Below are 24307 nucleotides of genomic sequence, written 5' to 3'. Positions count from 1 at the left end.
ATTCCGCCAGTCGTTCCTGTCGGCGTTCGCCTCCAGGATCGGGGAGCGGCTCGCCGAGGCCACGGCGGCCGCGGTCTCGCAGGAGAGCGCCAGCCGGGGCACCGACCTGGTGCCGGTGCTGGCGGCCCGTGAGCAAGAGGTGGAGCAGGCGGTCGAGCGCATGTTCCCGAACCTGATCTCGCACGCGATCCGCACGTCCTGGGACCGGGAGGGCTGGGCGGCCGGCCGTACCGCCGCCGATCAGGCCAGCCTCGGGGCGCGAGACCGATAGCGCTCCGGGTATGGTCGATGCCTCTATCGGTCCTCCGAGGAACTCGCACGAGAGGGATCGGGAATGGCAGCAGGCGAAGCGCAGGCCGGTTCCCGCATTGACCCCGGTCCTCCAAGAAAGGTACCGCCGAGGGGAAGCGTTCCTCGGTGCCGGATCGTGCCCGCTCCTGCCGAAGGGTTGGTCATGACGAGACGACGTACATCGCGGTTGGCTCGGGTGACGACGGCTCTCGCCGGCGCGATCGTATTGATCGCCACGGACCCTTGCTGCCGTGCTGAGCTGCCCGGCATCGAGCAACGCTCTGAGGGGGCATCGCGCCGAGGTCGATCCTCGTCCCGGTCTCGGCGTGCAGGAGGTCGGTAGACGATCGCCACAACTGGGCGCTGCGGCTAGTCAGACTCCGTTGCAAGCCGGCCTCGTGGCGCATGTGCCGTCGGCTTTCCGGGTACCCACACATCAATCCCCGGCCGGGGTCGGGCGAAAGACGATCTCCCCCGTCGCGCGGGCGGGGAGAATAGTGTGAGGTAATGGATCGACGCATCTTCGGTCTGGAGAACGAGTACGGCGTCACGTGCACCTTTCGGGGTCAGCGCAGGCTGTCTCCGGACGAGGTGGCGCGCTACCTGTTCCGGCGGGTCGTGTCCTGGGGCCGATCGAGCAACGTCTTCCTGCCCAACGGCGCCCGGCTGTATCTGGACGTGGGCAGCCATCCCGAGTACGCCACTCCCGAGTGCGACAACGTCGTGGAGCTGGTCACCCATGACAAGGCCGGTGAGCGGATCCTGGAGGGGCTGCTGGTCGACGCTGAGAAGCGGTTGCGCGAAGAGGGCATCGCCGGCGACATCTACCTTTTCAAGAACAACACCGACTCGGCCGGCAACTCCTACGGCTGCCATGAGAACTACTGTGTGGGCCGGCACGGGGAGTTCGGGCGGCTGGCCGATGTGCTGATCCCGTTCCTGGTCACCCGGCAGATCATCTGCGGCGCGGGCAAGGTGCTGCAGACGCCGCGCGGCGCGGTCTACTGCGTGTCGCAGCGCGCCGAGCACATCTGGGAGGGGGTGTCGTCGGCGACGACCCGGTCTCGGCCGATCATCAACACCCGGGACGAGCCGCACGGCGACGCCGAGCGGTTCCGCCGCCTGCACGTCATCGTCGGCGACTCGAACATGAGCGAGACCACGATGTTGCTCAAGGTCGGCGCGACCGACCTGGTGCTGCGCATGGTGGAGGCTGGGATTGTGATGCGCGACATGAGCCTGGAGAACCCGATTCGGGCGATCCGCGAGGTCTCGCATGACATGACCGGGCGGCGGCGGGTCCGGCTGGCCAACGGGCGTGAGGCGTCGGCGCTGGAGATCCAGCAGGAGTACCTGGGCAAGGCCAAGGACTTCGTGGACCAGCGGGGCGGCGACGTGATCGCGCGGAGGGTGCTGGAGTTGTGGGAGCGCACCCTGCGGGCGGTGGATACCGGCGACCTGGACACGGTGTCCCGGGAGATCGACTGGGTCATCAAGTACCAGCTCATCGAGCGGTATCGGAAGAAGTACGACCTGCCGCTGTCCTCGCCCCGGGTGGCCCAGCTCGACCTGGCCTACCACGACGTGCACCGCAAGCGCGGGCTGTTCTACCTGCTGCAGCGGCGCGGCGCAGTGGAGCGGGTGGCCTCCGACATCAAGATCTTCGAGGCCAAGTCGGTGCCGCCGCAGACCACCCGGGCGCGGCTGCGCGGCGAGTTCATCCGCAAGGCGCAAGAGAAGCGGCGCGACTTCACCGTCGACTGGGTGCACCTGAAGCTCAACGACCAGGCGCAGCGCACCGTGCTGTGCAAGGACCCGTTCCGCAGCGTCGACGAGCGGGTGGACAAACTCATCGCCGGCATGTGACCGAGTGGAGCCAAGGTTGGACGGGATTTCGTCTTTCCAGGGTCTGGAAGCCGCCGACGGCGGTTCGGGCGGCGCTGCCCCCGCCATGCCGCCCAGGCCGATCGCTTGCCCCCGCGACACGTCCGGCTCCAGACAGCCGGACGCGAAGCTGAGGAGACGTCAGGAGATGGTGAGCGTGCCGTTCGCGTTACGGGCGCACGTGACGATCGCGCGGGGCGCCGCGGTGAAAGCGCCGGTCAGGCACTGGCCGAGGACCGTGTGGCCCGCGGCGTTGGGGTGCCACGACTCCTGGCAGGTCTGGAAGTAGGTGACGCAGGTGTTCGCCGCCCGCTGGATGCCGATCTTGTCCCAGCCGGACAGGCTGGTGATGAACGTGCCGGACGGCCCGTCCTGTATCCGGATCGGCGTCGCGAGCGCGCCCTCCGGGCTGTCGGGGTTCTCGCAGAGCCTGGCCCCGTCGAAAGCCCTCTGGACATCCAGTACGCGCAGGTCGGCCGCCGGGCGTTCGGCGGCCAGGGTGGCCTGCACGTTCTTGACCAGGGAGCCGAGGTTCTCGGAGAACACGTGCCCAGGGGCGAGGCTCGCACGGTGAATCGGGCACCCGGCGGCGTAGCGCTCGGCGCCCAGGGCGCGGAACTTGTCGCGGGTGTCGGTGCGGCCGTCCTCGTCGTAGTACCGCGGGGCGATGTCGGGCGGCAGCGGGTTGGTGTAGGTCTGCAGGATCACCTCGTGGGTGCCGTCGGCGTCGATCTGGGCGAGGGTGTCGAGGATCTGGCGCAGGGCCGCGGTGGTCTCGGTGGTGGCGGCGGCGACCTCGGCGTCGGTGGCCAGGTCCGAGGCGCTGCAGGGTCTCTGCGGCACCTCGCCCTTCAGATAGGCCCAGAACTCCCACCAGCCTGTCCAGGCGTCGGCGATGAAGCGGTTAGCGCACAGCGTGGCCACGTCACCGAAGGTGAACTGGGTGTTGTTGGAGCCGAGGCCGACGAGGACGACGTCGATGTCGTGCGTCTGGGCGAGGGCGCGCAGCTGATCGAGTTGCGAGGCGACGGCGCGGCCCTCGGCGCGGGCGCTTGAGGGGGTGGCGATGTCGGCGGGCTGGGCGCCGGAGCACGCGAGGTTGAAACGTTGCTGAATGCCCGGGAGCGACGCCGTGAACACCGAGGCGTTCGCCGAGCGGTGACAGAAGTAGGCGTTGCTGTTGGGCGCCGACCAGCCGGGGAAGGCTTGTGCCGTACCGGAGGTGTCGACGACGGGCTGGTAGTCCCCCGCGCCCTCCCCGCTGACAAAGCTGTCGCCGAGGGCGACGGCGGCGGTGGGCAGAGCCGCCTGCGCCGGTCCACTCTGCACGACCTGGATGCCCGCCGCGCTCACCAGGAGCATGACAGCTGCGGCGGCACGCTGGAGGAACCTCATGGCCACCTTATTTCCTACTAAATAAGTACGAAATACGCATGTGTGGATCACAACATGCCGCACCAGCGGCGTCAACATGCCCGCCTCGTTGAGGTCGGCCACATCCCGGTGAGGCTGGTGTCGCGGTGTCCGGGGCCGTTGGTGCCGGGACTGGTGTGGCCGGTGCCCGTTGTAGTGGATCAGGCACTCGCGCAGCATGAGCGTCAGATGGCGTTCATCCTGGGCGTCCGCGGCAGGGTGGTGATGGCCTGAAGCCCTTCGGCTGTGCGGACCTCCCGCCATGCGGAGGTGAAGAGCCAATCGTGATCAGATCAGTGTCAGTGGGAAGCTTCATGGTCGTCCGCGCATCAGAAGGCCGGGAAGGCCCAGCCCGAGGGATGGAACGGCTCGCGTTCGCCACGGAAGGCGAGGGAGGCGGCGGTAACCGCGCCGCCGCGCAGTTCCTCGACCCGGCCGACGGCCGCCAGGGACGACAGGGTGGTGCCGCCCAAGTAGGCCGCACCCAGTTCGGCGGAGGTCAGCCGCAGGTCGGCCCGGGCGCGGGTGCGTTCGCAGGTGACGGACTCGCCGTCGGCCCCCAGGTGGTAGCGCCCCGCGTTCCATGGACAGAACGTGTCCTGGACCTCCAGAACCAGGTCCAGCGGGGTCGAGTAGCGGCGTACCGCCAGCGCCCGGTCGACGTCCGCCAGGCGGACCCAGAGGCTGTCGATCACGGTGGCGCGGGCCGCACGCGGGTCTGCCAGCAGGTGCTTCAGCGGCTCGTCGATGGCGCCGTCGTAGCTGAGGTGGGTGTGAGCGTCGAGGTCGATGAGGAAGCGCCACAGGGCGGCGTACGACTGCCTGGTGGTGGCCGCGACCTCGATGACGTGCGCCGATCCCGGCTTGGAGCGGTAGAAGGCGTAGCCGCTGGCCTCGCCGCCGGGCTCCAGGTGGACGGCGCAGCGCAGTGCTGTCCCACCGTCGCGCACGCGCTCGCCGTCGGCCAGCCGGGCCTGCCAGAACTTCTCCGTGCGGTCGACCCAGCCGACCGCCGTACGGCGGGCGGTGTCGTAGATCTTCTCCAGCAGCGGCCGCGCCTTCTGACCGCTGAGCAGGCGGATCGTTCCGTCGCCGAAGTCGATGCCGGGTCGCAGGGCCATGAACCTTTTGTCCGCCTGGATCTCGGCCACATGGCTGGCGACGCCGTACCCGAAGCGGCCATAGATGGTGGCCTCGGCGGCGTTGAGCGCGGCGATCGGCTCGCCACCCGATTCATGCAGGTCGGTGAGCTGCTTGCGCATCATCGCGGTGAGGATGCCGCGGCGCCGGTGCGTGGGCAGGACCGCGACCAGCGTGACGCCGGCGACAGGTGTGGCCGCGCCGGGGACCGTCATGATGCGGCCGTAGATCGACGCGCCGCCGACGATCTCCTCCCCGTCGTAGGCGGCGATCGTGCGTTCGGGCTCGATGGAAGAGGCGGCGTTCCTGAGGCCGCCCTCGTACCAGTCCTGGCCGTAGGTCGTGGTGACCATGCGAGCCCACGCGTCGAGCTCATGGGCGCCGATGGTGCGCAGCGGGTAGGTGGCTGTCATGCTTCGAGCGTGGCCGGATAAACACACATGACGCATCGGGTGATCTGTGTATTTATATGCTGGCGCCGTGGTGGCGGAGCGCGTGGTCAGTCCGGTGTTCGTCGGCCGGGGCGAGGAGTTGTCGGCGCTGGCGGCGGCCCTGGACATGGCGGTGGAGCAAGGGCCGGCGGTTGCGCTGGTCGCCGGGGAGGCCGGGATCGGCAAGTCACGGCTGCTCGCCGAGTTCGCGCGGTCCCTGGGCCCGGAGGTACGGGTGGTCGAGGGCGCCTGCGCGGAACTGGGCAGTGACGGCCTGCCGTACGCGCCGTTCGTGACGGTGCTGCGCAGGCTGATCCGGGTCGAAGGGGTCCTGCCAGGGCCCTACCGCCAGATCGCCCGCTGGTTCCCCGAGCTCGGCGAGGCGGGTGAGGCGGAAGGCGGTAAACACCGGCTGTACGAGGAGGTCCTGACGCTGGTCGAGCGGGTGGCCGCGGATCGGCCGGTCGTCGTCTCGATCGAGGACCTGCACTGGGCGGACGCCGCAACCCGCGAGCTGCTCGGTTTCCTGGCCAGGAACCTGGCGCAGGCCGGCGTGCTCCTGTTGATCACCTACCGGCCGCCGGGGAACGGCGACGGACTGCTCGGGCCGCTGCTGTCCGAGGTCTCCCGCCGCCCGCGCACCACCACACTGCGGCTGGATCGCCTGGATCGGCAGGAGGTGGGCCGCCAACTGGCCGCGATTCTCGGCGCGGAGCCGGACGCGGCCACCGTACGCCGCGTGCACGAACGCAGCGACGGCAATCCGCTGTTCGTCGAGGCGCTCGCCCGTGCCGGTGAGCGGACCCCGGACAGCCTGCGCGACCTGCTGCTGTATGGCCCGCGGTCGCTGCCGGGCCCGGCTCGCGAGCTGTTGCGCATCGCTTCGGTGGCGGGCGGCCGGATCGGCCATCGGCTGCTGGCGCGGGTGGCCGGGCAGGACGGGGCCGGGCTGGACGTCCTGCTGCGGGAACTCGTCGATCGCGGCCTGCTCGTCACGGCAGGCGACGGATACGACTTTCGCCATGCCCTGATCCGGCAGGCGGTGTATGAGGATCTGCTGCCCGGCGAGCGGGCGCGCCTGCACGCGCGCTACGCCGCGGCCCTGAGCGACTGGGGCGCCCACGCGGAACTGGCCGCGCACGCCTACGCCGCCGGGGATCGCGGGCTGGCCCTGTCCGCCGCTTACCTGGCCGCGGGCCAGGCACGCGGGTCCTACGCCTACGAGGAGCAGGTCCGCATGCTCGACCAGGTCCTCGAACTGTGGGACCCGGAGGCACGACTGGGCGCCGACAGGATCGACGTCCTGACCGGCGCGGCCGAGGCGTGCATGCTCAGCGGCGACTACGCCCGCGGTATCGACTACGCCACCGCCGGGCTGGCCGCGGTGGATGAGCGGCGCGAGCCCGAGCGGGCCGCCCAGCTGCTGGAGCATCGGGGCAGGCTGCGGCACCGGCTGAACGCGACCGGCGTTTGCGACTGGCGACGCGCCCTGAGCCTGCTCCCTGCCGACCCCCGCAGTCTTCAGCGGGGGCGGCTGCTCGGGGTGCTGGCCATGGGCCTGCTGCCGGAGGTGGGCAAGGCTCGCGAGCCGTTCGAGGAGGCGCTCGGCATCGGCCGGCGCACTGGCGATGCCATGGTCACCGTCCGCGGGCTGCTGGGCGTCGGGTCCATGACGGGCGACCTTGGGATGCTGGCGCAGGCCCGTACGCTCGCCGAACGGCTCGACAGCCACGACCTGCTCATGACCGTCCCGATGTACGAGGCCACATTGCACACCAAGGCCGGCGACCAGCGGCGCGCCATCGAGGCGGCCTGCGACGGCATCCGCCACGCCCGCCGGTACGGACTGGGCCGCAGCCGTGGCGCGGAGCTCGCTCGCTACGCCGGGCGCGGCCTGATCCTCGCCGGGCGGTGGGACGAGGCGGCCGCCGTGCTGGCCGAGTGCCTGCGGGAGGATCCACCACCGCTGTCGCGGCAGGCCGTGCGCGCCCTGGCCGGCTACCTGTCGCTGCTGCGCGGGGACCTGGCCGCGGCGGCCGCCGTGGAGCACGCCGACAGCGCAACCCTGTTCCCCCGCCATCAGCTGCTCTGCCTGCTCGCCGTCGCCCAGGGCGACCTTGTGCGTGCCGATCTGCTCCTGAGCCGGGCGCTGGCCGATCCGGCGCTCTCCCAGGTCTACAGCAGCGATGCCCGGCCGGTCCTGGTCGCCGGCGCGCTGGCGCAGCGCGTACGGCTCGCCCAGGGCACCGGTGCGGACCTACGGCAGCGGGTCGCGGCACGGCAGGCCGAACTCGCCGCGGCTGATGCGGCGCTCGGCGTGGACGGGCCGCTCGACCGGGCCTGGCAGATCATGCTGCACGCGCTGATCGAGGACGACGGCTGGGACCCCGCGGCGGCTGCCTGGCGGGAACTGAGGCAGCCGTACGAGCTGGCGCTGAGCCTGTTCCACGGCGCGCGAGCCGCGCTGGCCGCGGGCGACCGGCCCGGCGCGACGGCCCGCCTCAGGGAAGCCGCGCAACTGGCCGAAACCCTGGGCGCCGCGCCGCTTGCTCGGGAGATCGCCCTGCTCGGGCGGCCCCGACCGGCCCAGGACGGGCTCACCGAGCGCGAGCGTGACGTGCTCCGGTTGATCGCCGAGGGCCTGAGCAACCGGCAGATCGCCGCCCGGCTGCACATCTCACCGAGTACTGCCGGCGTGCACGTCTCCCATATCCTGACGAAACTGGGCGCGGCCACCCGTACCGAGGCGGCGGTCATCGCCTTCCATGACGGGCTGGCGAGGCCAACCACCATAAAGGTGCCGGTCCGGTGGCGATGACCTTTACGCCATCCGGCGGAGGGGACGGATGATTCACCTAACGATCAACGCTCAGCCCCGTGGCCCTTTCTGGGGTGTTTCGGCCGCCTCCCGAATCCCGATCGTCGGTGAATGACGCCACTCCGGCGAGTTCGGTGCGGTTGGCGACACCGAGCTTGGCGTAGATATGGGAGAGGTGGGTCTTGACGGTGCTTCGGCTCATGAAGAGTCGTGCTCCGATCTGCGGGTTGTTGAGGCCGGTGGCCGCCAGCCGTGCCACGCTCAGCTCGGTCGGGGTGAGGCTGTCCCAACCGGCGGCCGGCCGGTCGCGGGTACCCCGGCTACGGCGGACGTAAGCGACCGCGTCGTCGAGGGACAGCTCCGCGCCCGCCGCCCATGCCGTCGCGAACTGTTCACCGAGCGTCTGCCTGAGCCGGGCGAGCAGTTCGTCGTACTCACGTCGTTCGGCCACGCGCCGTGGATATTCCAGGGCCGCGCGTGCCGTGGTGCTCGCGGCCAGCGTCCGCACCGCGTTAGGCGGGGCCAGCCAGGCGGCGATCGCGTCCAGGCTGTCCACCCAGAACGTGCGCAGTCCGTGGGCGACGCGAATGGTCAGCGCCTCGTGATGCAGGTCGGGGTCACCGGTGAGAAGGGCCTGTTGCTGCAGCACGTCCGCGAGGACGCGTGGCATGCCGAGTTCGCCGGCGATGGCCGCCGCTCGGTCGAGCTCACCGCGGGCGTCTTCGTACCGGCCGGCACGCCGTAGGGCCTCCGCGTAGCCGGCGTGCACCTGCGCCGCGAGGTAGGTCGGCGCGACGTGCTCGGCCTGGCGCACATCGTGCTCGAACCAGCGCAGCGCCCCGTCGAGATCGCCGCCGGCCACCAGCACTTGTGCGAGTGCCGACCCCATGCCGGGCACGAAGACGGCTGCTTCGGCGTTCTCCATGAGCAGTAGCAGGGGCCGCATCGCCTCCAGCGCCGCGCTCACGTCTCCGGACGCGGTGTGCGCCGCGGCCAGGGCACCGCGTGCCATGCCGACGCGCAGGTAGTCGCCGAGCGGCTCGGCGAGTTCGAGCGACTGCTCGGCCAGGCGGCGGGCCTCGGCCGGCCGACCGCTCGCGAGCGCTCCGCTCGACAGGTACGCCAGCGTGGTCGACGCTATCCCGCGGTGACGGTGGCGCAGGCCGTCGAGTGCCGCCTCCAGCAGCGGGCGGGCCTCGTCGTGCCGGTCCTGCAGCTGTCTGATCATGCCCTGCAGCGCCAGCTGAGAATGCTTGAACAACTGGTCGCCCGCGAGGTCGGCGGAGCGGATCGCCTCGACGGTCAGGTCCCAGGCGGCGGTGAAGTCGGTGTAGAACCGGCCGACCGCTGCCAGGGAAAGACACTGGCCGCGCAGGCTCTCGTCACCGTGGGCGGTGGCCAGTTCGAGCGCCTGCCGTGCCACGTCGTATTCCATGTCCAGCGGGCTCGTGGTGTCCGCGACCAGCGCTAACCCGGTGAGCAGCCGCGCCTGCAGCAGCGATCGGTCCGCCGGCACGCGGTCGATGGCGCGGCGCAGGAACGCGATGCCCTCGTGCCCGTGTCGATGCAAATGCCACAACCACGACAGCTCGGCGGCGAGGCGGCGTCCCCTGTCGGGATCGGTGGCGGCCAGCCCCCATTCCAGGGCGGCACGCAGGTTGTCGTACTCACCCTCGAGCCGGGCGCGCCAGGCGTCGAGATCGGCGGCCCGCTCGGGCCCGCCGGCGCCGAAGGCCAGGAAGTGGCCGAGATGGCGGTCGCGGACGAGGTGGACCTCCCCGGCCTCACGCAGCCGATCGGCGGCGTAGTCGCGGATGGTCTCCAGCAGCAGGAAGCGGGCCACGCCGCCGCGGGTCTCCGCGACCACCAGCGACTTGTCCACCAGCCGGCCGATGCTGGCGAGGACGTCGTCGCGAGCGACCTCTCCGCCCGCGCAGACCGTCCGTACGGCGTCCAGGTCGAACCCGGAAGGAAACACCGCGAGGCGGCGGAACACCGCACGGTCCGGCTCGTCGAGCAGGTCGTGGCTCCAGGCGATGGACGCCGCCAGGGTCTGCTGGCGCGCGGCGACGCCACGCGGGCTGCGGACGAGCAGGCCGAACCGGTCGTCCAGGCCGCGCTCGATCTGTTGCGGAGTGAGTGAGCCCAACCATGCGGCCGCGAGCTCGATGGCGAGCGGGATGCCGTCGAGCCGGGAGCACAGCACCCGTGCGGCGGCCTCACCCTCCTGGTCCAGGCCGAACAGCTGCCGCACCTGGCGGCCCCGCTCGACGAACAGCCGCAACGCCTCGTCCGGGGCCAGCGGTGGCACCCGCCAGACCACCTCGCCCGGCACGGCCAGCGGCTCGCGGCTGGTGATCAGCACCGACAGCTCCGGGCACGACGACAGCAGCGCGGCGGTCAGCTCGGCGGCGCCGTCGATGACATGCTCGCAGTTGTCCAGGCAGAGCAGCGCGCGGCGGCCGCGCAACTGCGCCGTCATCGACCGTACGGGGCCTTGGAGGGGTTCGACGAGCACGCCGAGCCTCGCCGCGACCAGCTCGGCGAGCCGCGCCTGGTCGCTGACGGCCGCCAGCTCGACCCACCAGACACCGTCCGGCCGGCGCGCGACCTCGGCGGCGGCGATCCGCGCGGCGAGCTGGGTCTTGCCCACGCCGCCGGTGCCGGTCAGCGTCACCAGCCGCCCGGTGTCCAGCAGCGCGCGCACCGCGGCCAGCTCGGACCGCCTGCCTACGAAGGTGGCGAGCTGGACGGGCAGGTCAGGGGGCATTGCGGACGTCATGGCAGGGCTCAGTCTGCCATCGAAGAGCGGAAATCGGCCACCGGAGAGTCCTGGCCTCGGCCACCTGGCCGATGTTCTGTTCAGCCGCCGAAGGCAGGCTTGCCGCGAACAGCCGAACTAGACGACCAGGGAGCGACGTGATGGGGTCCGTCATCTCGTGCTGGGCACCCCGGCGGTCATCGAGGGCAAGGGCGTCACGCACCTGCGCTACCCGATCCACCACTGACACAGCCGCAACTCGAACGGAGACATCATGTCGGATATATCGACATACCGGGATCGGATGCCCGGCCCGCTGGAAGTTGCCGCGGACAACCCGCGCTACTTCACCGTACGTTCGGACAACCGGGCGGTGTATCTCACCGGCTCGCACATCTGGAACAACTTCCACGACGGCATGGGGCCCGGCGCGACCGCACCGGCCGAGCCCGAGAAGATGGACTACAGCGCCTACCTGGACTTCCTCGCCGCTCGCGGGCACAACTTCATCCGGCTGTGGCGCTGGGAACAGTTCCAGTCGCAGGCCGCCGGCGGCGCATACCACCTGAACATGAGCCCGCAGCCATGGCCGCGCACGGGGCAAGGTACGGCCAAGGACGGCGATGCGAAGTTCGACCTGTCCCAGTTCGACCCGGCCTATTTCCAGCGGCTGCGCGAGCGGGTCACCGCCGCCGGCCAGCGCGGCATGTACGTGGCGGTGATGCTGTTCGACGGCTGGGCACTGCACCTCAGCCCGGTGCCGGACAACGTCGAGGGCCATCCCTTCCACGCCGGCAACAACGTCAACGGCATCGCCATCACCTCGATCCTCGACCACCAGGTCCTGCCCCTCGACCCCGCCGTACAGGCGCTGCAGGAGGCCTACATCCAGCAGGTCGTCGACACCGTGCACGACCTGCCTAACGTCCTGTACGAGGTCTCCAACGAATCGTCCGGAGGTGGCGCGGTCAGCCCGGAGATGGCCGACGTGCTCGGCGTACCGCTGGAGACCGAGTGGGGTGACTCGACCGGCTGGCAGTACTGGGTGATCAATTTCGTTCGGCAGTACCAGCGGCAGCAGGGATATGACCCGCGCCCGATCGGCATGACCATGCAATTCCCGGTGGCCGACCAGACCCTGGTCAACGCGCCCCTGTTCGACGGACCCGCCGACTGGATCTCGCCTGGCTACGACGACGAGATCTACCGCGAGGGCGGTCACCCGTCCGCCCCGGGCGGCACACCGTCGCGATGGCTGGACAACCCGCCGCCCGCCGACGGCCGCAAGGTCCTGCTCAGCGACACCGACCACTTCGCCCCTGGCCAGGGCGACGCCCTCTGGGTGTGGAAGGCGTTCCTGCGCGGCCATAACCCGATCTTGATGGACTACGGCCTCATCGACGGTGTCCCCTCGGCACAGGACGCCTTCGAACCGGCCCGCCAGGCGATGGGCGACACCCGGCGCTACGCCGAGCGGATCGACCTCATCGGCATGCCCCCTCGCGGCGACCTCACCTCCACCGGCTACGCGCTGGCACACCCCGGCAAGGAGTACCTCATCCTGCGGCCGGCCGGGACCAGCGAGGTGTTCACCGCCGAGTTGTCGGCCGGCGGCTACACAGCCGACTGGTACGCCATCGACGAACGGACATCCCTGCCCGGCGACGAGATCACGGTGCCGAGCGACGGCCTGGTGAAGTTCACCGTACCGTCCACGATCCACGGCCCGGCCGTGCTGCATCTGGCGGCCACCACCATCCGAGACCAGTGACCGGCATGTGGGAACTGGTTCCCCGGCTGCTCGCCGAGCTATCCCGTCACACGTCTCGTCCGGCTCTCTCGCCACCTCCAGAGCTCAGGTGCCGAACCAGTGCGTCGAGAACCACCAGGTCTTCCCCCGGCTCGATCGTCTGCGGGTTCAGCGCGATCGCGTCGTCGGGTACGCCGAACACGCCGACCGCGATCCGCGGGTCTCCGTCCCACAAAGCCCGCACCAACCCGTCCCGGGTCCAGCCGCTGGTGGTCAGCAATCGGACAACCGCTCGCCCGTGCGGCTGGCCCGCCTCACTCGGGTACCCACGCTCGGCGACGACACCCGGCACTCCGCGCAAGCCGACGATCCACCGGTCGACAATCTGCTCATAGCTCGCGAGCAGTGCCTCCTCGTCCTGCTCCAGCGTCCACTCGACCGCGGCGTACAGCCCGAGCAGCTCTTCCTTCCCGACCTTCATCCCGCGCCCGATCTGCTGATTCGGCGACGCGTGCGCCCGGCACCTGTCGACGATCCACCGTTTCCCCAGCACGAGCCCGCTGGACTGCGGTCCGCGCAGCCCTTTCCCGCCGCTGAAGATCACGGCATCCGCGCCGAGCTCCGTGGTGAATCTCCACAGCGAGGAGACGGGTGGAATCTGGGCCGCCGCATCCACGATCACCGGCACAGCCGGTGGACCGGCGAGTTCCCCGGCGACTCGGATCACGTCCTCGATCGGCAGAGCATCCGCCGCGTAGTGGGCGCCGGCGAACCACAGTACGCAGGCGGGGCGTCGTACCAGGGCGGCTCGGAGCTCCTCGATCGACGGACCGACTTCTACGATGCGGGCGCCGGTCAGGCGGGCCGCGTAGTCGTAGCCGTTGCGCTGGCCGGTGAACATGACGACCTCGGCATCGGCCGGGAACGCCTGCGCGGGCTCACCGACACACGACGCGACCGTCAGGGTGATCGCCGCCGCGGCGCCGGACGTCACGCAGGCCGCCTCGTTGCGGGTGAGCGCGGCCAGGCGCTCGCCGACGCGGTCGTGGAGTTCGGGCAGGTCGACGAAGTGGGCTGCCGCCTCCGTCATCGCCTTCAGGGCCGAGGGCGGCATCAGCGAGCCGCCCAGTGCGGTGAGTGTCGCGGAGGCGTTGATGACCGGCCGGACCCCGAACGGATTGGTCATGCGAGGAATCTCGACATCGGTGGTACGCCGGAGAGTTCGGCCAGCCAGGCATCCAGGAAGTCGTTGTCGGTGCCGTCGAAGTGGGTCAGCTTGTAGACACTCGCGGCAGGCAAGGCCCCGATCAGTGCGGCGCACCAGTCGGGGTCGTCGACGGCGAGCAACGTCCGAGCGGTCACCGCGGACGCGTGCCGGACCGGGTCGAAGTAGGCAAGAGTTTCGTCAATGATCCGCGCCGACGAGCCGGCGCGGAGGTGATCGTTGAGCTCCTCGAGCGGATAGCGGCTCGACTTCAGCCGTGCCTCTGCCGCCCGGTAGAACAGCAGCTCCGAGAGCAGGACCGCGCTGAACCCGGGCCGCCGCGCGGCCGTCAGCAGCGCCAGATCGTCCCCGCTCACGGCCACCCGCGCCGGATCGACCTCCTCCAGGCTCATCAGGAACTCCGCGGCCCGCAGGCAGTCCGCCGCGATCCCGCGATAGACGTACGACGCCGGGTCGTCGATGCCCATCGTCAGCAATCCCGGGTACGCCGCCGAGAACCCTTCGTCGGCCAGCCGCTGACCACGGTGCATCAGGGCGAACACGACGTACCGGCTCCGATCGTTCGGGTGCGGCACGAGGTTGACGCTCCCGTGGCGCGGCGTCCGCAGGAGCGCGGGGAAGGGCCCGTCACCGGCCGGGATGCTGAGATGACCGAAGACGCGGTACGGCCCGGTGCTGGTGAGCCGCACGGTGTAGCTGGTCGCCTCGTCCGTGCTCTGCGCCGGCACCAGGTCGAGCCCGGGCCGAGCGGAGATCGCGGCCAACTCCTCGTCGACGCCGGACCAGTAGCTGTCGAAGTCCATCGGTTCACCGTCCCGGCGTGAGGTGTTCGGCAAGGAAGTCCTCCACGATCCGCATCACGCCCGGCAGCCCGGCGTGGTGCGCGCAGTGCGGGTAGGCGTGCAGGGTGGTCTCACAGGTCAGCACCCGCCGCAGCGCGAACCCGGTCTCCGGCGGGCACACGTCGTCCTCGAGCCCGAGGTACAGCAGCGTCGGCGCCCGCACTTTCGGCGCGAAGTTGAGCCCGTCGTAGTACGCGACCGTCTCCCGCACCCGGTCGACGTCCTTCGGGTGCACCCGCAAGTACTCGTTGATCTCCTCGTACGGATACGACCGGGTCAGTGTCGGCGCGGTCATGATCCCGCACAGGTACGGCGCTCCCGCCGCGACGCACCGGATCACGTCCGGCATGAGCGCGGCCGTCGAGATCCCGAGGCCACCGCCCTGACTCGACCCCTGCAGTCCGATCCGCAGATCATCGACTTCCGGTCGATCGAGCAGGACCTCGACCGCCCGCACCACGTCGAGGTAGAACCCGCGATACCCGTAGGTGTTGTGGTCGATGATGTTGTGCGTCAGCAATCCCGGGTAGCCCGGGTTGAACACGTCGTTCGAGCGCAGCTTTCCGCGCGGCGCGACCGCGAGCGCGGCGTACCCGAGCTCGGACCATTCCTTCGGGATCGTCGGCTCGGAGATGTAGCCGGGGATCGTCACCAACGCCGGGTGCGGGGCCGGCCGATCGCGCGGGACGGTGTACCAGCCCGCGATCCGCAGACCGCCGTAGCTGGTATAGCGCAGATCGTGGACGATCACCTTGTCCGTGGACAGCGATGGCATTTCGGTGAGGACCGGGTCCAGCGGGTACGACGCGCAGTCCGCCAGGCCGGCCGCCCAGAAGTCTTCGAAGTCGTCCGGCAACTCGACCTCGACGATCGCGTTCTCGGGGTCTCTCAAGAGTGTTCCTCTCGATGGGGGGCGTGCAGGGCGGTGCCGTCGGAGGCCTTGAACAAATGCAGGCGGTTCTGGTTGAAGCCGACGTACACCGTGCTGTCATGGCCCAGCCGGAACGGCACCGGGACGCGGGCCTTCAGCAGCTCGCCGTCGATCCGGACCGTGACGAGCACGTCCGGACCGAGCGGCTCGGACACGAACACCTTCCCGGGCAGATAGCCCGCGACCGGGGTCGGCGACAACGTCACGTCCTCCGGCCGGACGCCCAGGATGACGGCCGGGTCCTCCGGCGAAACGTCGTACCGGCCCAGCTCCTGGCTCAACGCGCCGCTGCGGAAGGTACGGACGCCCTCGACGTCGGCCAGTTCACCGGTGACGAAGTTCATCGGCGGCGAGCCCATGAACGACGCGACGAACCGGTTCGCGGGCCGTTCGTAGATCTCCCCCGGCGTCGCGCACTGCTGGACGACGCCGTCGCGCATCACCGCGATCCGGTCCGACATCGTCATCGCCTCGACCTGGTCGTGGGTGACGTAGATGAACGTCCGGGCGACGTCCACGTGCAGCCGCTTGATCTCCGCGCGCATCAGCACCCGGAGCTGCGCGTCCAGGTTGGACAGCGGCTCGTCGAGCAGATACGCGCCGGCGTCCCGTACGATCGCGCGACCGAGCGCGACCCGTTGCCGTTGACCACCGGACAGCTCGCGCGGCTTGCGATCCAGCAGGTCCTCGATGTCCAGCGTCCGGGCCGCCCGCAGCACCTGCTCCTCGATCGTCGCCTTGGGCACCCGCATCATCTTCAGCGCGAACCCGATGTTCTGCCGGACCGTCTTGTGCGGGTAGAGCGCGTAGCTCTGGAACACCATCGCGACGTCGCGCTTGTTGGCCGGCAGCCAGCTGACCGGCTTGCCGTCGAAGAAGATGTTGCCCTCGGAGGCCCGTTCGAGGCCGCAGATCATGCGCAGGGTCGTCGACTTTCCACAACCGGACGGGCCGACCAGGGTGAGGAACTCCTGATCCTCGATGGTCAGATTCAGGTCCTTCACCACCGTCTTGCCGCCGAACGACTTGGTGACGCCTTCGAGTCGAACCTCTGCCATCTGTCAGCCCTTCACGGATCCGGCGGCCATGCCCTGGACCAGCTTGCGCTGGAAGAGCAGGGCCAGTGCCAGGGGTGGGACGACCGCGAGCACGCCGGCCGCGGCCATCACGGTGAACTGGGTGTTGAAGTCGGTGGCGAAGTTCGCCGCCACCACCGGGATCGTCTTCGCCGCCTTCGTGCTGGTCAGGAACAACGCGAACATGAACTCGTTCCACGCGGTCATGAACGCGAACACCGCGGCCGCGACCAGCCCCGGCGCCGCGACCGGCAGGAACACCGACCACATGGTCCGGAACCAGCCGCACCGATCCACCCGGGCCGCCTCCTCCAGCTCGCGCGGCACCGAGCGGAAGAAGTCCTTCAGGATCCAGATCGTGATCGGCAGCGCGAACGTCGTGTACGAAAGGATCAGCGCCAGGTAGGTGTCCAGCAGCCCGAACGTCCGCATCAGCAGGTAGAACGGGATGATGATCGCGATCCCCGGCACCATCCGGGTGAGCAGGTAGAGCATGAGCAGCACCTGGCTGCCACGGAACTTCAACCGCGAGAACGAGTACGCCGCGAACGTGGCCAGCGCGAGATTCAGGATCGCCGTCGAGGTGGCGACGATCAGGCTGTTGCGCAAGGAGTACGGCGTCTCGTCGATCGCCCGGCCGCCGACGAGTTGCTGGGCCTCACTCGGATGAATGAAACCGAGATAGTTCTCCAGCGTCGGGCGGGCCGGAATCCAGTGCGGCGGAACGGAGATCGCGTCCACCTCGTGCATGAAGCTCATCGCGACGATCCAGTAGAACGGCAACACCAGATACAGCGCGAACACGACCGCCAGCACGTACAGGACGATCTTCTTCCAGGGGATCCGGTAGCGCAGGGGAACCTTCACCACGGTGCTCATACCTCGAAGTTCCCCTTCCGGTAGAGCAGGCCGATGTAGGCGACCGAGATCAGCAGGGTGATCGCGGTGATCACCCAGGCGTAGGCGCTGCCCAGGCCGAAGTCGGTGAAGGTCAGGACGGTCTGCACGTTGAGCAGGGCGATGGTGGTGGTCGCGTCACCCGGTCCGCCGCCGGTCAGTACGTAGATGGTGTCGAAGGCACGGAAGGCGTTCATCGTCTCGAGGATCAGCACGATCAGCAGCGGGTGCAGCAACCACGGCAACGTCACCTGGACGAACCGCTGCACCGCACCCGCTCGGTCGACGGTGGCGGCGTCGTACAGCTCTGAAGGGATCGTCGACAATCCGGCGAGCAGAATGATGACCGAGAACGGGAGCGTGTTCCACACCTGGGCCAGCGCGGTGAACAGGAACGCGCCGGTCGCGGACGTCAGCCAGGCGTGATAGTCGTCGATCAGTCCGAGCTGCGTCAGCAGCCCGTTCAGGGCGCCGGTCTTCGCGTCGAAGATGGTCCGCCACATCAGGCCGTTCACCACCCCCGGCATCGCCCAGGGCAACAAGGCCAGGCTGAGCAGCAGACCGCGGCCGCGGAACCGCTCGTTCAGCACCAGCGCCAGGATCAGCGCGAGTACGACGGTCAGCCCGAGCACCACGACGACGAACAGGGCCGACACCTTCAGCGCGGACAGGAAAGCCTGATCGCTGAGCAGGTCCTGGTAGTTGTCGAAGCCGATGAAACTCTTCGCCCGCGGGCGCTTCAGGTTGTTGCGTTGCAGGCTGACCCAGAACGAGTACGCGATCGGGTAGGCGACCAGCAGGGCGATCACGATCATGGCCGGCGCGTTCAGCGCCCAGGCCTTGGCATTGTCGCCCAGCGGCCGGCGTTCGGCTTGGACGGCCATCCTCAGCTGTACTTCTTCTTCAGCGTGGCAGCGGACTGCGCCAAGCTCGCCACCGCCGCGGCCGGCTGCGTCTGATTGCTCAGCACGCCCTGAACGACCTTGTGCATCTCGGTTTCGAACTCGGTGTACCACGGCACGCCGAGCACGTTGCGCGGCTTGGCGATCTCGCCCAGGTGGGCGTAGATCGCCGGGTCGGCGAACTTCTTCAGCGACGCGGTGATCTCCGGGTCGGTCGCCATCGACCGGTAGGCGAACCCGAGACCACGCTGCAGGAACCAGAACTTCGCGGTGTGAGGCTGCTTGTTCGCGTCGAGTCCGCCCAGGTAGGTGAGCAGCTTGAACGCGTTGTCCTTCACCTCGGTGTCCTTGGCCAGCGCATAGAGCCGGGTGTTGCTGACCGTCCCGTGCACCTGACCGTCGAGGCTCGGGATCAGCGCCATCCGGATCTTGCCCGCGGCCTTGGACTTGGTCGCGTCGTTGTAGTCGCGGCTGGCGTACCGCGCGCCGATCGTGTACGCGTACCGGTTCGCCTTCATCGCGTTGTCGATCGGGACCGCCAGCAGTTGCAGGCAGGCCGGGTCGATCACCTTCGACTTGTTCGCCGCCTGCTGCAGCCAGGCGAAGACGTCCTTCACCACCGTGTCGGTGGTGTTCATGATCGGCGCCTGCTGGTCGTCGAACATGTTGCCGCCGCTGCCGAAGACCAGCGCCCACACCCAGGACCACCAGGTGTCGGACAGTTGCGCCGGTACGCCGATCGGGTACTTCAGGAGGCCGGCGTTCTTGATCTTGACCGCCTGCGCTTCCAGTTCCTCCAGGCTGGCAGGGGGTTTCGTGATCCCGGCCTTGGCGAGGATGTCGGCGTTGTAGGTCAGGCAGTTGGAGTCGGTGTAGTACGGCAGGCCGTAGCGCTTGCCCTGGTACGTCATCGCGGAGGCGTTGCCCGGGTAGATCGCGGCGTACACTTCGTCGACGCCGGCCATGCCGTCGAGCGGCTGCAGGTAGTCCCCCTCGACCCAGCCCGCGAGGGAATCGTCGTACACGTAAAGGGCGTCCGGGCCGCCGCCGCCGGTGAACTCGGCGACTACTTTCTGAACGTACTGCGCACTCGTGACCGGGGTGTAGTTGACCTTGATGTTGGTGGTCTTGGTGAAGTTGTCGAGGTTCTGCTGGACGAGCGCGGCCTCGTAGTCCCAGCCCTCGAACTTCACGCTGCCGTCGCCGGAGCCCGCGGACTTGTCGTTGGAGCAGGCGGACAGCAGGGGCGATGCGGCGGGCAGGGCCAGCCCGAGACCCGCGTACTTCAGGATCTGGCGGCGGTTGAGCTCCATGGTTGTCCCTTCAACGCGATGAGCGCAGTAACGCTTGGGCGATGCGTAGCCGGTACAGACGCGTCGGGCGTCCTTTCGGATGGCGCTGAGCAGTGCCTTCGACGCTCACCAGGCCCCCAGCGTCAAGTGTGCGGATCAGCCGGCGGCCGCTCTGGTCCGTGATGCCGAGATGGTCGGCGAGCTCACCGGGCGAGACCGCGCGACCTTCCAGTTCGTGCTCCAGTGCCGCCAGGCGGGAGACGGTCGCGGCGCTGAGGCCGACGGACTTCGCGAGCTGTTCGACGTCGTCGCCGTGCTCGCGGTAGGAGTAGCTGAGCGCCACCCGGACCGGACCCATCGGGCCGATGATCACGCCGCTGTCCTCGATCAGGTAGGCGCATGGCTCACTCTCCCGCTCGGCCCGGGCGGCCGCTTGTTCGGCCAGAGCCACACAGCCGCGGGCGGACGCGCCGACGCCGAACCCGGCCGAGACCTGCGCACCGAGCGCCGCGGCCGCCTCGGCGAGCGCGGGTACGGCGACCCAGTTGCGGGTGATGCGCTCGAACAAGGCCTTGTGGGCGAAGACGACGACACCGCGCCGGCCGCGGTCCTCGATCCACGCGCCGGCGAACTCGGGGGTGTTGAGCAACAGATTCATCAGGCCGATCCGGGCCCGTTCCTCGTCCTGCGAATGCGAGATCAGGAAGACTCCGGCGGCGAAGCGTTGTGCGCTGGCTCGCTCGGACTCGATCCGGAGCGCGAGCTCGTGCAACTCGGTCCGGATCGTCGCCGGCACCGGCATACCGCTCATGATCGGAATCTCGCCGGACAGTCGCTCGCGGACGGCGGCGCGGACGCTGATCACGTAGCTGCGCTCGCCGAAGCGGTGGTAGGCGGAACGGTGGAACTCGACGATGTCCTCCACGGATTGCGTGGGGGCGTACGGCAGGCAGTCGATGGCGTCGGCGTCGAGCTCGAGCGCGAGGGCGACCGCCTCGACCGCCTCGGCGGGAAAGGTGTCGATGCTGACCGGGGTGCGACCCCAGCCACGCTCCTGGGCGCGATAGAGCGCGAGGGTCAGATCGAGCGCCGACGAGCGGATCACGCCGACCGGGAGGCCGGGCGGGAGGAGTTCGCGGCTGGCCGTGTACGGGACCGGGCCGGCCAGGAAGCCGTCGAGCCGGGTCGTGCTCAGGAACTCGGCGACCTTGGCGCGGATCTCGTCCTCGTGGTCGTAGCTGACCCACTCCAAGTCGACTCCACCGAGCGTGTTCGCGGCTTCCCGGAACAACTCCCCGTGCATGGAGTGGGTCACCACTCCGATCACCATCGCCACGACACCCCTTTACGAACTAGGTTCGTAAATGACTCGTAATTCCGATTCTGACCAAACTCTCCCCTCCCGGGGGTCCAGGTCAAGGGATCAGGCAAAAGAAATTCCCCGGCGACAAGCCAGTCGCCGGGGGCCGATGGTGTACCGAAGGTGCGCCTCTCAACGCAACGGACTACGCCGTCATGCGGGTGTGACCCAGGAGTTGCGGATCTCCTTGCCGGACCGTGATCAATCTGGTCCTGCCCAGGAACATGGGCCCGACGACCACTGGCCGGCCAGCTCCCGGCGTTCCTTGCTCCTTCAGGCAGGCTTCGCCAGGGCATGCAGACCGGCGGCGGCCATCGGCGCGACCGCCTGACCGACGGATTCGAACCCCGATCCCCGCGTCATGCCCTGCTGGAAGCGGGTGTGGATCCCTTCGGCGATCACTGCGATCTTGAAGTAGCCGAGGCCGAGATAGAAGTCGAGCCGGCCGAGGTCGCGGCCACTGATCGTGGCGTATCGCTGGGCGAGTTCGGCCGGCGGGGGCAGGCGGTCGCTGGTGGAGGCCGCTGAGCCGCCGATGACGGGGGCGAACGCCGGATCCGCGTACACCAGGTGCAGTCCCAGGTCGGCCAGCGGGTCGCCGAGCGTGGCCATCTCCCAGTCCACCACCGCCCGCACCTGGGCGGGATCGTGCCGGTCGAGGATGGCATTGTCGATGCGATAGTCGCCGTGGACGATCGAGGTACCGCTCTCCTCGGGACACGCCTCGGCCAGCCGCGCGTGCAGCCGCTCGATGTCGGCCAGGGGGCGGGTCCGGACCCGTTGCCACTGGTCGTGCCAGCGCCGCACCTGCCTGGCGAGGTAGCCGTGGGGACGGCCGAACGTCCCCAGCCCGACGGCATCGGCATCGACCGCGTGCAGGCGGGCCAGCACCTCGAGCAGGCTGTACGCGCAACGGGCGATATCGCCCTTGGACAGCGTGAGCAACTGGTCCGTGGTCCGGATCACGGCCCCTTCGACGTGCTCGACCACGGAGAAGGGCACGCCCAGCACCTCGGCGCCGGCCAGGGCGACCGCGCGTGCGACCGGGACCTGGCTGTCGGCAAGGGCCTCGACGACCCGGTACTCGCGGCCCATGTCGTGTGCCGACGGGGTGAGGCCGCCCAGCGGCGGACGGCGCAGCACCCACTTGTGCCGGCCGTCGCCGAGCAGGTACGTCAGGTTCGACCGCCCGCCATGGAGCAACTCGGCGCTGAGGCGACCGGCGAAGCCGGGCACGCGCTCGGCGAAGAACCTTTCGAGCGCGGGAAGATCCAGGCCGTCGAGCGCGGACCGGTCAGTGTCCGTCATCGCGCCGCCTCCGCGTCACGCCGGTCATCGCGCCACCTCCACGTCACGCCGGTCATCGCGCCGTCGCCGCGTCGTGGCGGCGCAGGACGCGCCTGGCGATGGCCCAGCGGTGGGTCTCCGACGACCCGTCATAGATCCTGAACGGGCGCACCTCCCGCAGGTAGCGGCTCAGCAGAACGTCGCCCGAGACGCCGAGGGCGCCGCAGATCTGCACGGCACGATCGACGACGCGCCAGATCGCCTCCGCGCAGAAGGTCTTGGCGACAGCGGTGGACTGTGCCGCGCTGTCGCCTTGATCGAGCTCCCAGCACGCCCGCAGGATGAGGCCGCGGGACGCGGCGATGTCGATCTCGTTGTCGGCGATCATCTGCTGGACCATGCCGAGCTCGCCAAGCCGCGACCCGAACAGCCGCCGCTCCGCGGCCCGCGCCACCGCGATGTCCTGCGCCCGTCGCGCGATACCCAGCCAGCGCATGCAGTGCGTCATGCGGGCCGGGCCGAGCCTGACCTGGGCGTAGCGGAACCCCTCGTCGACCTCGCCGAGTATCGCCTCCTCCCCCACCACGCAGTCGTCGAAGACCAGCTCGACGTGACCTCCGTACAGGCTCTCGTCGAGGGTGTCGATGTGCCGGACCGTCTTCATGCCGGGGTTGTCGCCGTTGACCAGGAACATCGTCGCGCCGCCCGCTTCGCCCGGTTGCCCGGAGGTCCTGGCCATGCAGATCGCGAAGGCCGCCCCGTCCGCACCGGTGATGAACCACTTGTGGCCGTCGATACGCCATCCGTCAGCCGTTCGCGTGGCACGCGTGGTGAGGGCGCTCGGGTCCGAGCCCGCGCCCGGGGCGGGCTCGGTCATCGCGAAGCACGAGCGGACCTCGCCCGCGGCGAGTGGCCGCAGGTAACGTTCCTTCTGCTCGTCAGTGGCGATGGCCTCGAGCATGTGCATGTTTCCCTCGTCGGGCGCCGCGATGTTCAGCGCGAGCGGTCCGAGCAGGGAGTAGCCGGCCTCCTCGAACACGGCGGCCCGGCCGCGCATGTCGAGCCCGAGCCCGCCGTACTCCCGCGCGACGTGCGGGGCGAAGACACCGGCCTCCTTCGCGGCCTGCTGCAGCGTCCTGCGGACCTCCTCCGACCGCGCGAGGCCGTGTTGTGCCTCCTCGACGGGAATCACCGCCTCGCGGATGAACGTCGCGGTGCGCCGGGCGACGTCGGCGACATCTGGATCGGGGGCGAGGTCGACGGCCATGGGGTCTCCCATCTGGCTAATGAGCGTTAGCCGAACCGTAGCCTCCGGCGATGGCAATGCGCCATCATTGCAGCTAATTGATGTTAGCCGAGGAGTCGATGTGGATCGGGTCGAGCACATTCGTTCGGTCGCGCTGGAGCTGTTCGCCGGGAAGGGGTACGAGGCCACCACGATGGCCGACATCGGTGAAGCGGTGGGAATGCGCGCGCCCAGCCTGTACAAGCACGTCGCCTCCAAGCAGGAGTTGCTCGCCCAGATCATGGAGGCGACGATGCGCGAACTGCTCGCCGCCAACCGCGCGGCGGTCGCGACCACTACCGACCCCGTCGAGCGCCTGCGGCGGGCGACCGAGGCTCACGTCCGCTATCACGCCCGGCACCGGCTTGAGGCGTTCGTCGGCAACCGGGAGATCCGCAGTCTCACCGAACCGCATCGCGGCCGTGTGCTGGAGCTGCGCGCCGAGTACGAGAGCCGGTTTCGTGATCTCGTACAGGCGGGATCGCGACAGGGGGTTTTCGCCGTGGCATCGGCGCGGTTGGCGTCGTACGCGATCCTCGACCTCGGCATGGGCCTGGCGGCCTGGTATCGCGAAGACGGCGAGCACGGCGAGGACGCCGTCGTGTGGCAGTACAGCGAGTTCGCGCTGCGCCTCGTCGGCGCCAGAGGACCAGCACTTGAATTGAATTGAGTTTGGTCTAAAGTGGCACGCGGGACGCCCGCAGGCCCGCTGATCAGCGGGT

At 69.4% G+C, this 24307-nt stretch carries 17 protein-coding genes and 1 pseudogene; 5 read left to right on the top strand and 13 right to left on the bottom strand.

Annotated elements, in window-relative coordinates:
- A pseudogene (locus AB0J16_RS47740) lies at positions 1-271 on the top strand (hypothetical protein); the annotation flags it as partial.
- Positions 272-798: 527 nt separating this feature from the next.
- The gene (gene pafA / locus AB0J16_RS47735; RefSeq protein WP_358552666.1) at positions 799-2157 is read left to right on the top strand and encodes a Pup--protein ligase; all 1359 of its coding nucleotides are present in this window, start codon (positions 799-801) and stop codon (positions 2155-2157) included.
- A gap of 159 nt (positions 2158-2316) precedes the next feature.
- Here pafA and AB0J16_RS47730 read toward each other — a convergent pair whose 3' ends face one another.
- Both AB0J16_RS47730 and AB0J16_RS47725 read right to left on the bottom strand, forming a co-directional pair.
- On the bottom strand, positions 2317-3570 hold the full coding sequence (locus AB0J16_RS47730; RefSeq protein WP_358552664.1) for a hypothetical protein: 1254 nt from the start codon (positions 3568-3570) through the stop codon (positions 2317-2319).
- Positions 3571-3917: 347 nt separating this feature from the next.
- Positions 3918-5141 carry a GNAT family N-acetyltransferase gene (locus AB0J16_RS47725; RefSeq protein WP_358552662.1) on the bottom strand — a complete coding sequence of 408 codons (1224 nt, stop codon included), beginning with the start codon at positions 5139-5141 and terminating at the stop codon, positions 3918-3920.
- Positions 5142-5208: 67 nt separating this feature from the next.
- Here AB0J16_RS47725 and AB0J16_RS47720 point away from each other — a divergent pair, with 67 nt between their 5' ends.
- Complete coding sequence (locus AB0J16_RS47720; protein WP_358552660.1) at positions 5209-7977, top strand: AAA family ATPase; 2769 nt, start codon at positions 5209-5211, stop codon at positions 7975-7977.
- A 37-nt stretch (positions 7978-8014) separates the two neighbouring features.
- Here the strand turns inward: AB0J16_RS47720 and AB0J16_RS47715 are convergent, their stop codons facing one another.
- A complete protein-coding gene (locus AB0J16_RS47715; RefSeq protein WP_358552658.1) occupies positions 8015-10759 on the bottom strand; it encodes a LuxR C-terminal-related transcriptional regulator in 2745 nt (914 codons plus the stop codon).
- A gap of 253 nt (positions 10760-11012) precedes the next feature.
- Here AB0J16_RS47715 and AB0J16_RS47710 point away from each other — a divergent pair, with 253 nt between their 5' ends.
- The gene (locus tag AB0J16_RS47710; RefSeq protein WP_358552656.1) at positions 11013-12509 is read left to right on the top strand and encodes a hypothetical protein; all 1497 of its coding nucleotides are present in this window, start codon (positions 11013-11015) and stop codon (positions 12507-12509) included.
- A gap of 46 nt (positions 12510-12555) precedes the next feature.
- Here the strand turns inward: AB0J16_RS47710 and AB0J16_RS47705 are convergent, their stop codons facing one another.
- From AB0J16_RS47705 to AB0J16_RS47660, 10 genes are all read right to left on the bottom strand, one after another.
- On the bottom strand, positions 12556-13674 hold the full coding sequence (locus AB0J16_RS47705; RefSeq protein ID WP_358552654.1) for a hypothetical protein: 1119 nt from the start codon (positions 13672-13674) through the stop codon (positions 12556-12558).
- On the bottom strand, positions 13671-14516 hold the full coding sequence (locus AB0J16_RS47700) for an acetylxylan esterase (RefSeq protein WP_358552652.1): 846 nt from the start codon (positions 14514-14516) through the stop codon (positions 13671-13673). Before AB0J16_RS47700 ends, AB0J16_RS47705 begins: the two co-directional genes overlap by 4 nt.
- Before the next feature lie 4 nt (positions 14517-14520).
- Positions 14521-15447 (bottom strand): acetylxylan esterase, encoded by a 927-nt coding sequence (locus tag AB0J16_RS47695; RefSeq protein WP_358552650.1) that lies wholly within the window; start codon positions 15445-15447, stop codon positions 14521-14523.
- On the bottom strand, positions 15444-16544 hold the full coding sequence (locus AB0J16_RS47690; protein WP_358552648.1) for an ABC transporter ATP-binding protein: 1101 nt from the start codon (positions 16542-16544) through the stop codon (positions 15444-15446). The genes AB0J16_RS47695 and AB0J16_RS47690 overlap by 4 nt, the downstream gene beginning before the upstream one ends.
- Before the next feature lie 3 nt (positions 16545-16547).
- Positions 16548-17441, bottom strand: coding sequence for a carbohydrate ABC transporter permease (locus AB0J16_RS47685; protein WP_358190028.1), 894 nt, complete (start codon positions 17439-17441; stop codon positions 16548-16550).
- The gene (locus AB0J16_RS47680) at positions 17438-18343 is read right to left on the bottom strand and encodes a sugar ABC transporter permease (RefSeq protein WP_358552646.1); all 906 of its coding nucleotides are present in this window, start codon (positions 18341-18343) and stop codon (positions 17438-17440) included. The genes AB0J16_RS47685 and AB0J16_RS47680 overlap by 4 nt, the downstream gene beginning before the upstream one ends.
- Positions 18344-18345: 2 nt before the next feature.
- A complete protein-coding gene (locus tag AB0J16_RS47675) occupies positions 18346-19674 on the bottom strand; it encodes an extracellular solute-binding protein (protein WP_358552644.1) in 1329 nt (442 codons plus the stop codon).
- A gap of 10 nt (positions 19675-19684) precedes the next feature.
- Positions 19685-20989 carry a hypothetical protein gene (locus tag AB0J16_RS47670; protein WP_358552642.1) on the bottom strand — a complete coding sequence of 435 codons (1305 nt, stop codon included), beginning with the start codon at positions 20987-20989 and terminating at the stop codon, positions 19685-19687.
- Between the two features lie 297 nt (positions 20990-21286).
- Entirely contained in the window at positions 21287-22321 is a 1035-nt protein-coding gene (locus tag AB0J16_RS47665) for a phosphotransferase family protein (RefSeq protein ID WP_358552640.1), read from the bottom strand.
- Positions 22322-22373: 52 nt separating this feature from the next.
- Positions 22374-23567, bottom strand: a complete 1194-nt coding sequence (locus tag AB0J16_RS47660) for an acyl-CoA dehydrogenase family protein (RefSeq protein WP_358552639.1) — start codon at positions 23565-23567, stop codon at positions 22374-22376.
- A 100-nt stretch (positions 23568-23667) separates the two neighbouring features.
- Between AB0J16_RS47660 and AB0J16_RS47655 the strand changes: the two genes are divergently transcribed.
- A complete protein-coding gene (locus tag AB0J16_RS47655) occupies positions 23668-24255 on the top strand; it encodes a TetR/AcrR family transcriptional regulator (protein ID WP_358552637.1) in 588 nt (195 codons plus the stop codon).
- Positions 24256-24307: the final 52 nt, after the last annotated feature.

Source organism: Nonomuraea sp. NPDC049750 (assembly GCF_040659625.1).
Classification (GTDB): domain Bacteria; phylum Actinomycetota; class Actinomycetes; order Streptosporangiales; family Streptosporangiaceae; genus Nonomuraea.
Note: the sequence above shows the minus strand (reverse complement) of the source record. Positions and strands in the feature narration are given on the sequence as shown.

What these genes read in the sequence shown, in the direction of transcription:
- pafA (WP_358552666.1), top strand. Translation starts at nt 799, where the DNA reads ATGGATCGACGCATCTTCGGTCTGGAGAACGAGTACGGCGTCACGTGC.
- AB0J16_RS47730 (WP_358552664.1), bottom strand. Translation starts at nt 3,570, where the DNA reads ATGAGGTTCCTCCAGCGTGCCGCCGCAGCTGTCATGCTCCTGGTGAGC.
- AB0J16_RS47725 (WP_358552662.1), bottom strand. Translation starts at nt 5,141, where the DNA reads ATGACAGCCACCTACCCGCTGCGCACCATCGGCGCCCATGAGCTCGAC.
- AB0J16_RS47715 (WP_358552658.1), bottom strand. Translation starts at nt 10,759, where the DNA reads ATGACGTCCGCAATGCCCCCTGACCTGCCCGTCCAGCTCGCCACCTTC.
- AB0J16_RS47710 (WP_358552656.1), top strand. Translation starts at nt 11,013, where the DNA reads ATGTCGGATATATCGACATACCGGGATCGGATGCCCGGCCCGCTGGAA.
- AB0J16_RS47705 (WP_358552654.1), bottom strand. Translation starts at nt 13,674, where the DNA reads ATGACCAATCCGTTCGGGGTCCGGCCGGTCATCAACGCCTCCGCGACA.
- AB0J16_RS47700 (WP_358552652.1), bottom strand. Translation starts at nt 14,516, where the DNA reads ATGGACTTCGACAGCTACTGGTCCGGCGTCGACGAGGAGTTGGCCGCG.
- AB0J16_RS47690 (WP_358552648.1), bottom strand. Translation starts at nt 16,544, where the DNA reads ATGGCAGAGGTTCGACTCGAAGGCGTCACCAAGTCGTTCGGCGGCAAG.
- AB0J16_RS47685 (WP_358190028.1), bottom strand. Translation starts at nt 17,441, where the DNA reads ATGAGCACCGTGGTGAAGGTTCCCCTGCGCTACCGGATCCCCTGGAAG.
- AB0J16_RS47680 (WP_358552646.1), bottom strand. Translation starts at nt 18,343, where the DNA reads ATGGCCGTCCAAGCCGAACGCCGGCCGCTGGGCGACAATGCCAAGGCC.
- AB0J16_RS47675 (WP_358552644.1), bottom strand. Translation starts at nt 19,674, where the DNA reads ATGGAGCTCAACCGCCGCCAGATCCTGAAGTACGCGGGTCTCGGGCTG.
- AB0J16_RS47665 (WP_358552640.1), bottom strand. Translation starts at nt 22,321, where the DNA reads ATGACGGACACTGACCGGTCCGCGCTCGACGGCCTGGATCTTCCCGCG.
- AB0J16_RS47660 (WP_358552639.1), bottom strand. Translation starts at nt 23,567, where the DNA reads ATGGCCGTCGACCTCGCCCCCGATCCAGATGTCGCCGACGTCGCCCGG.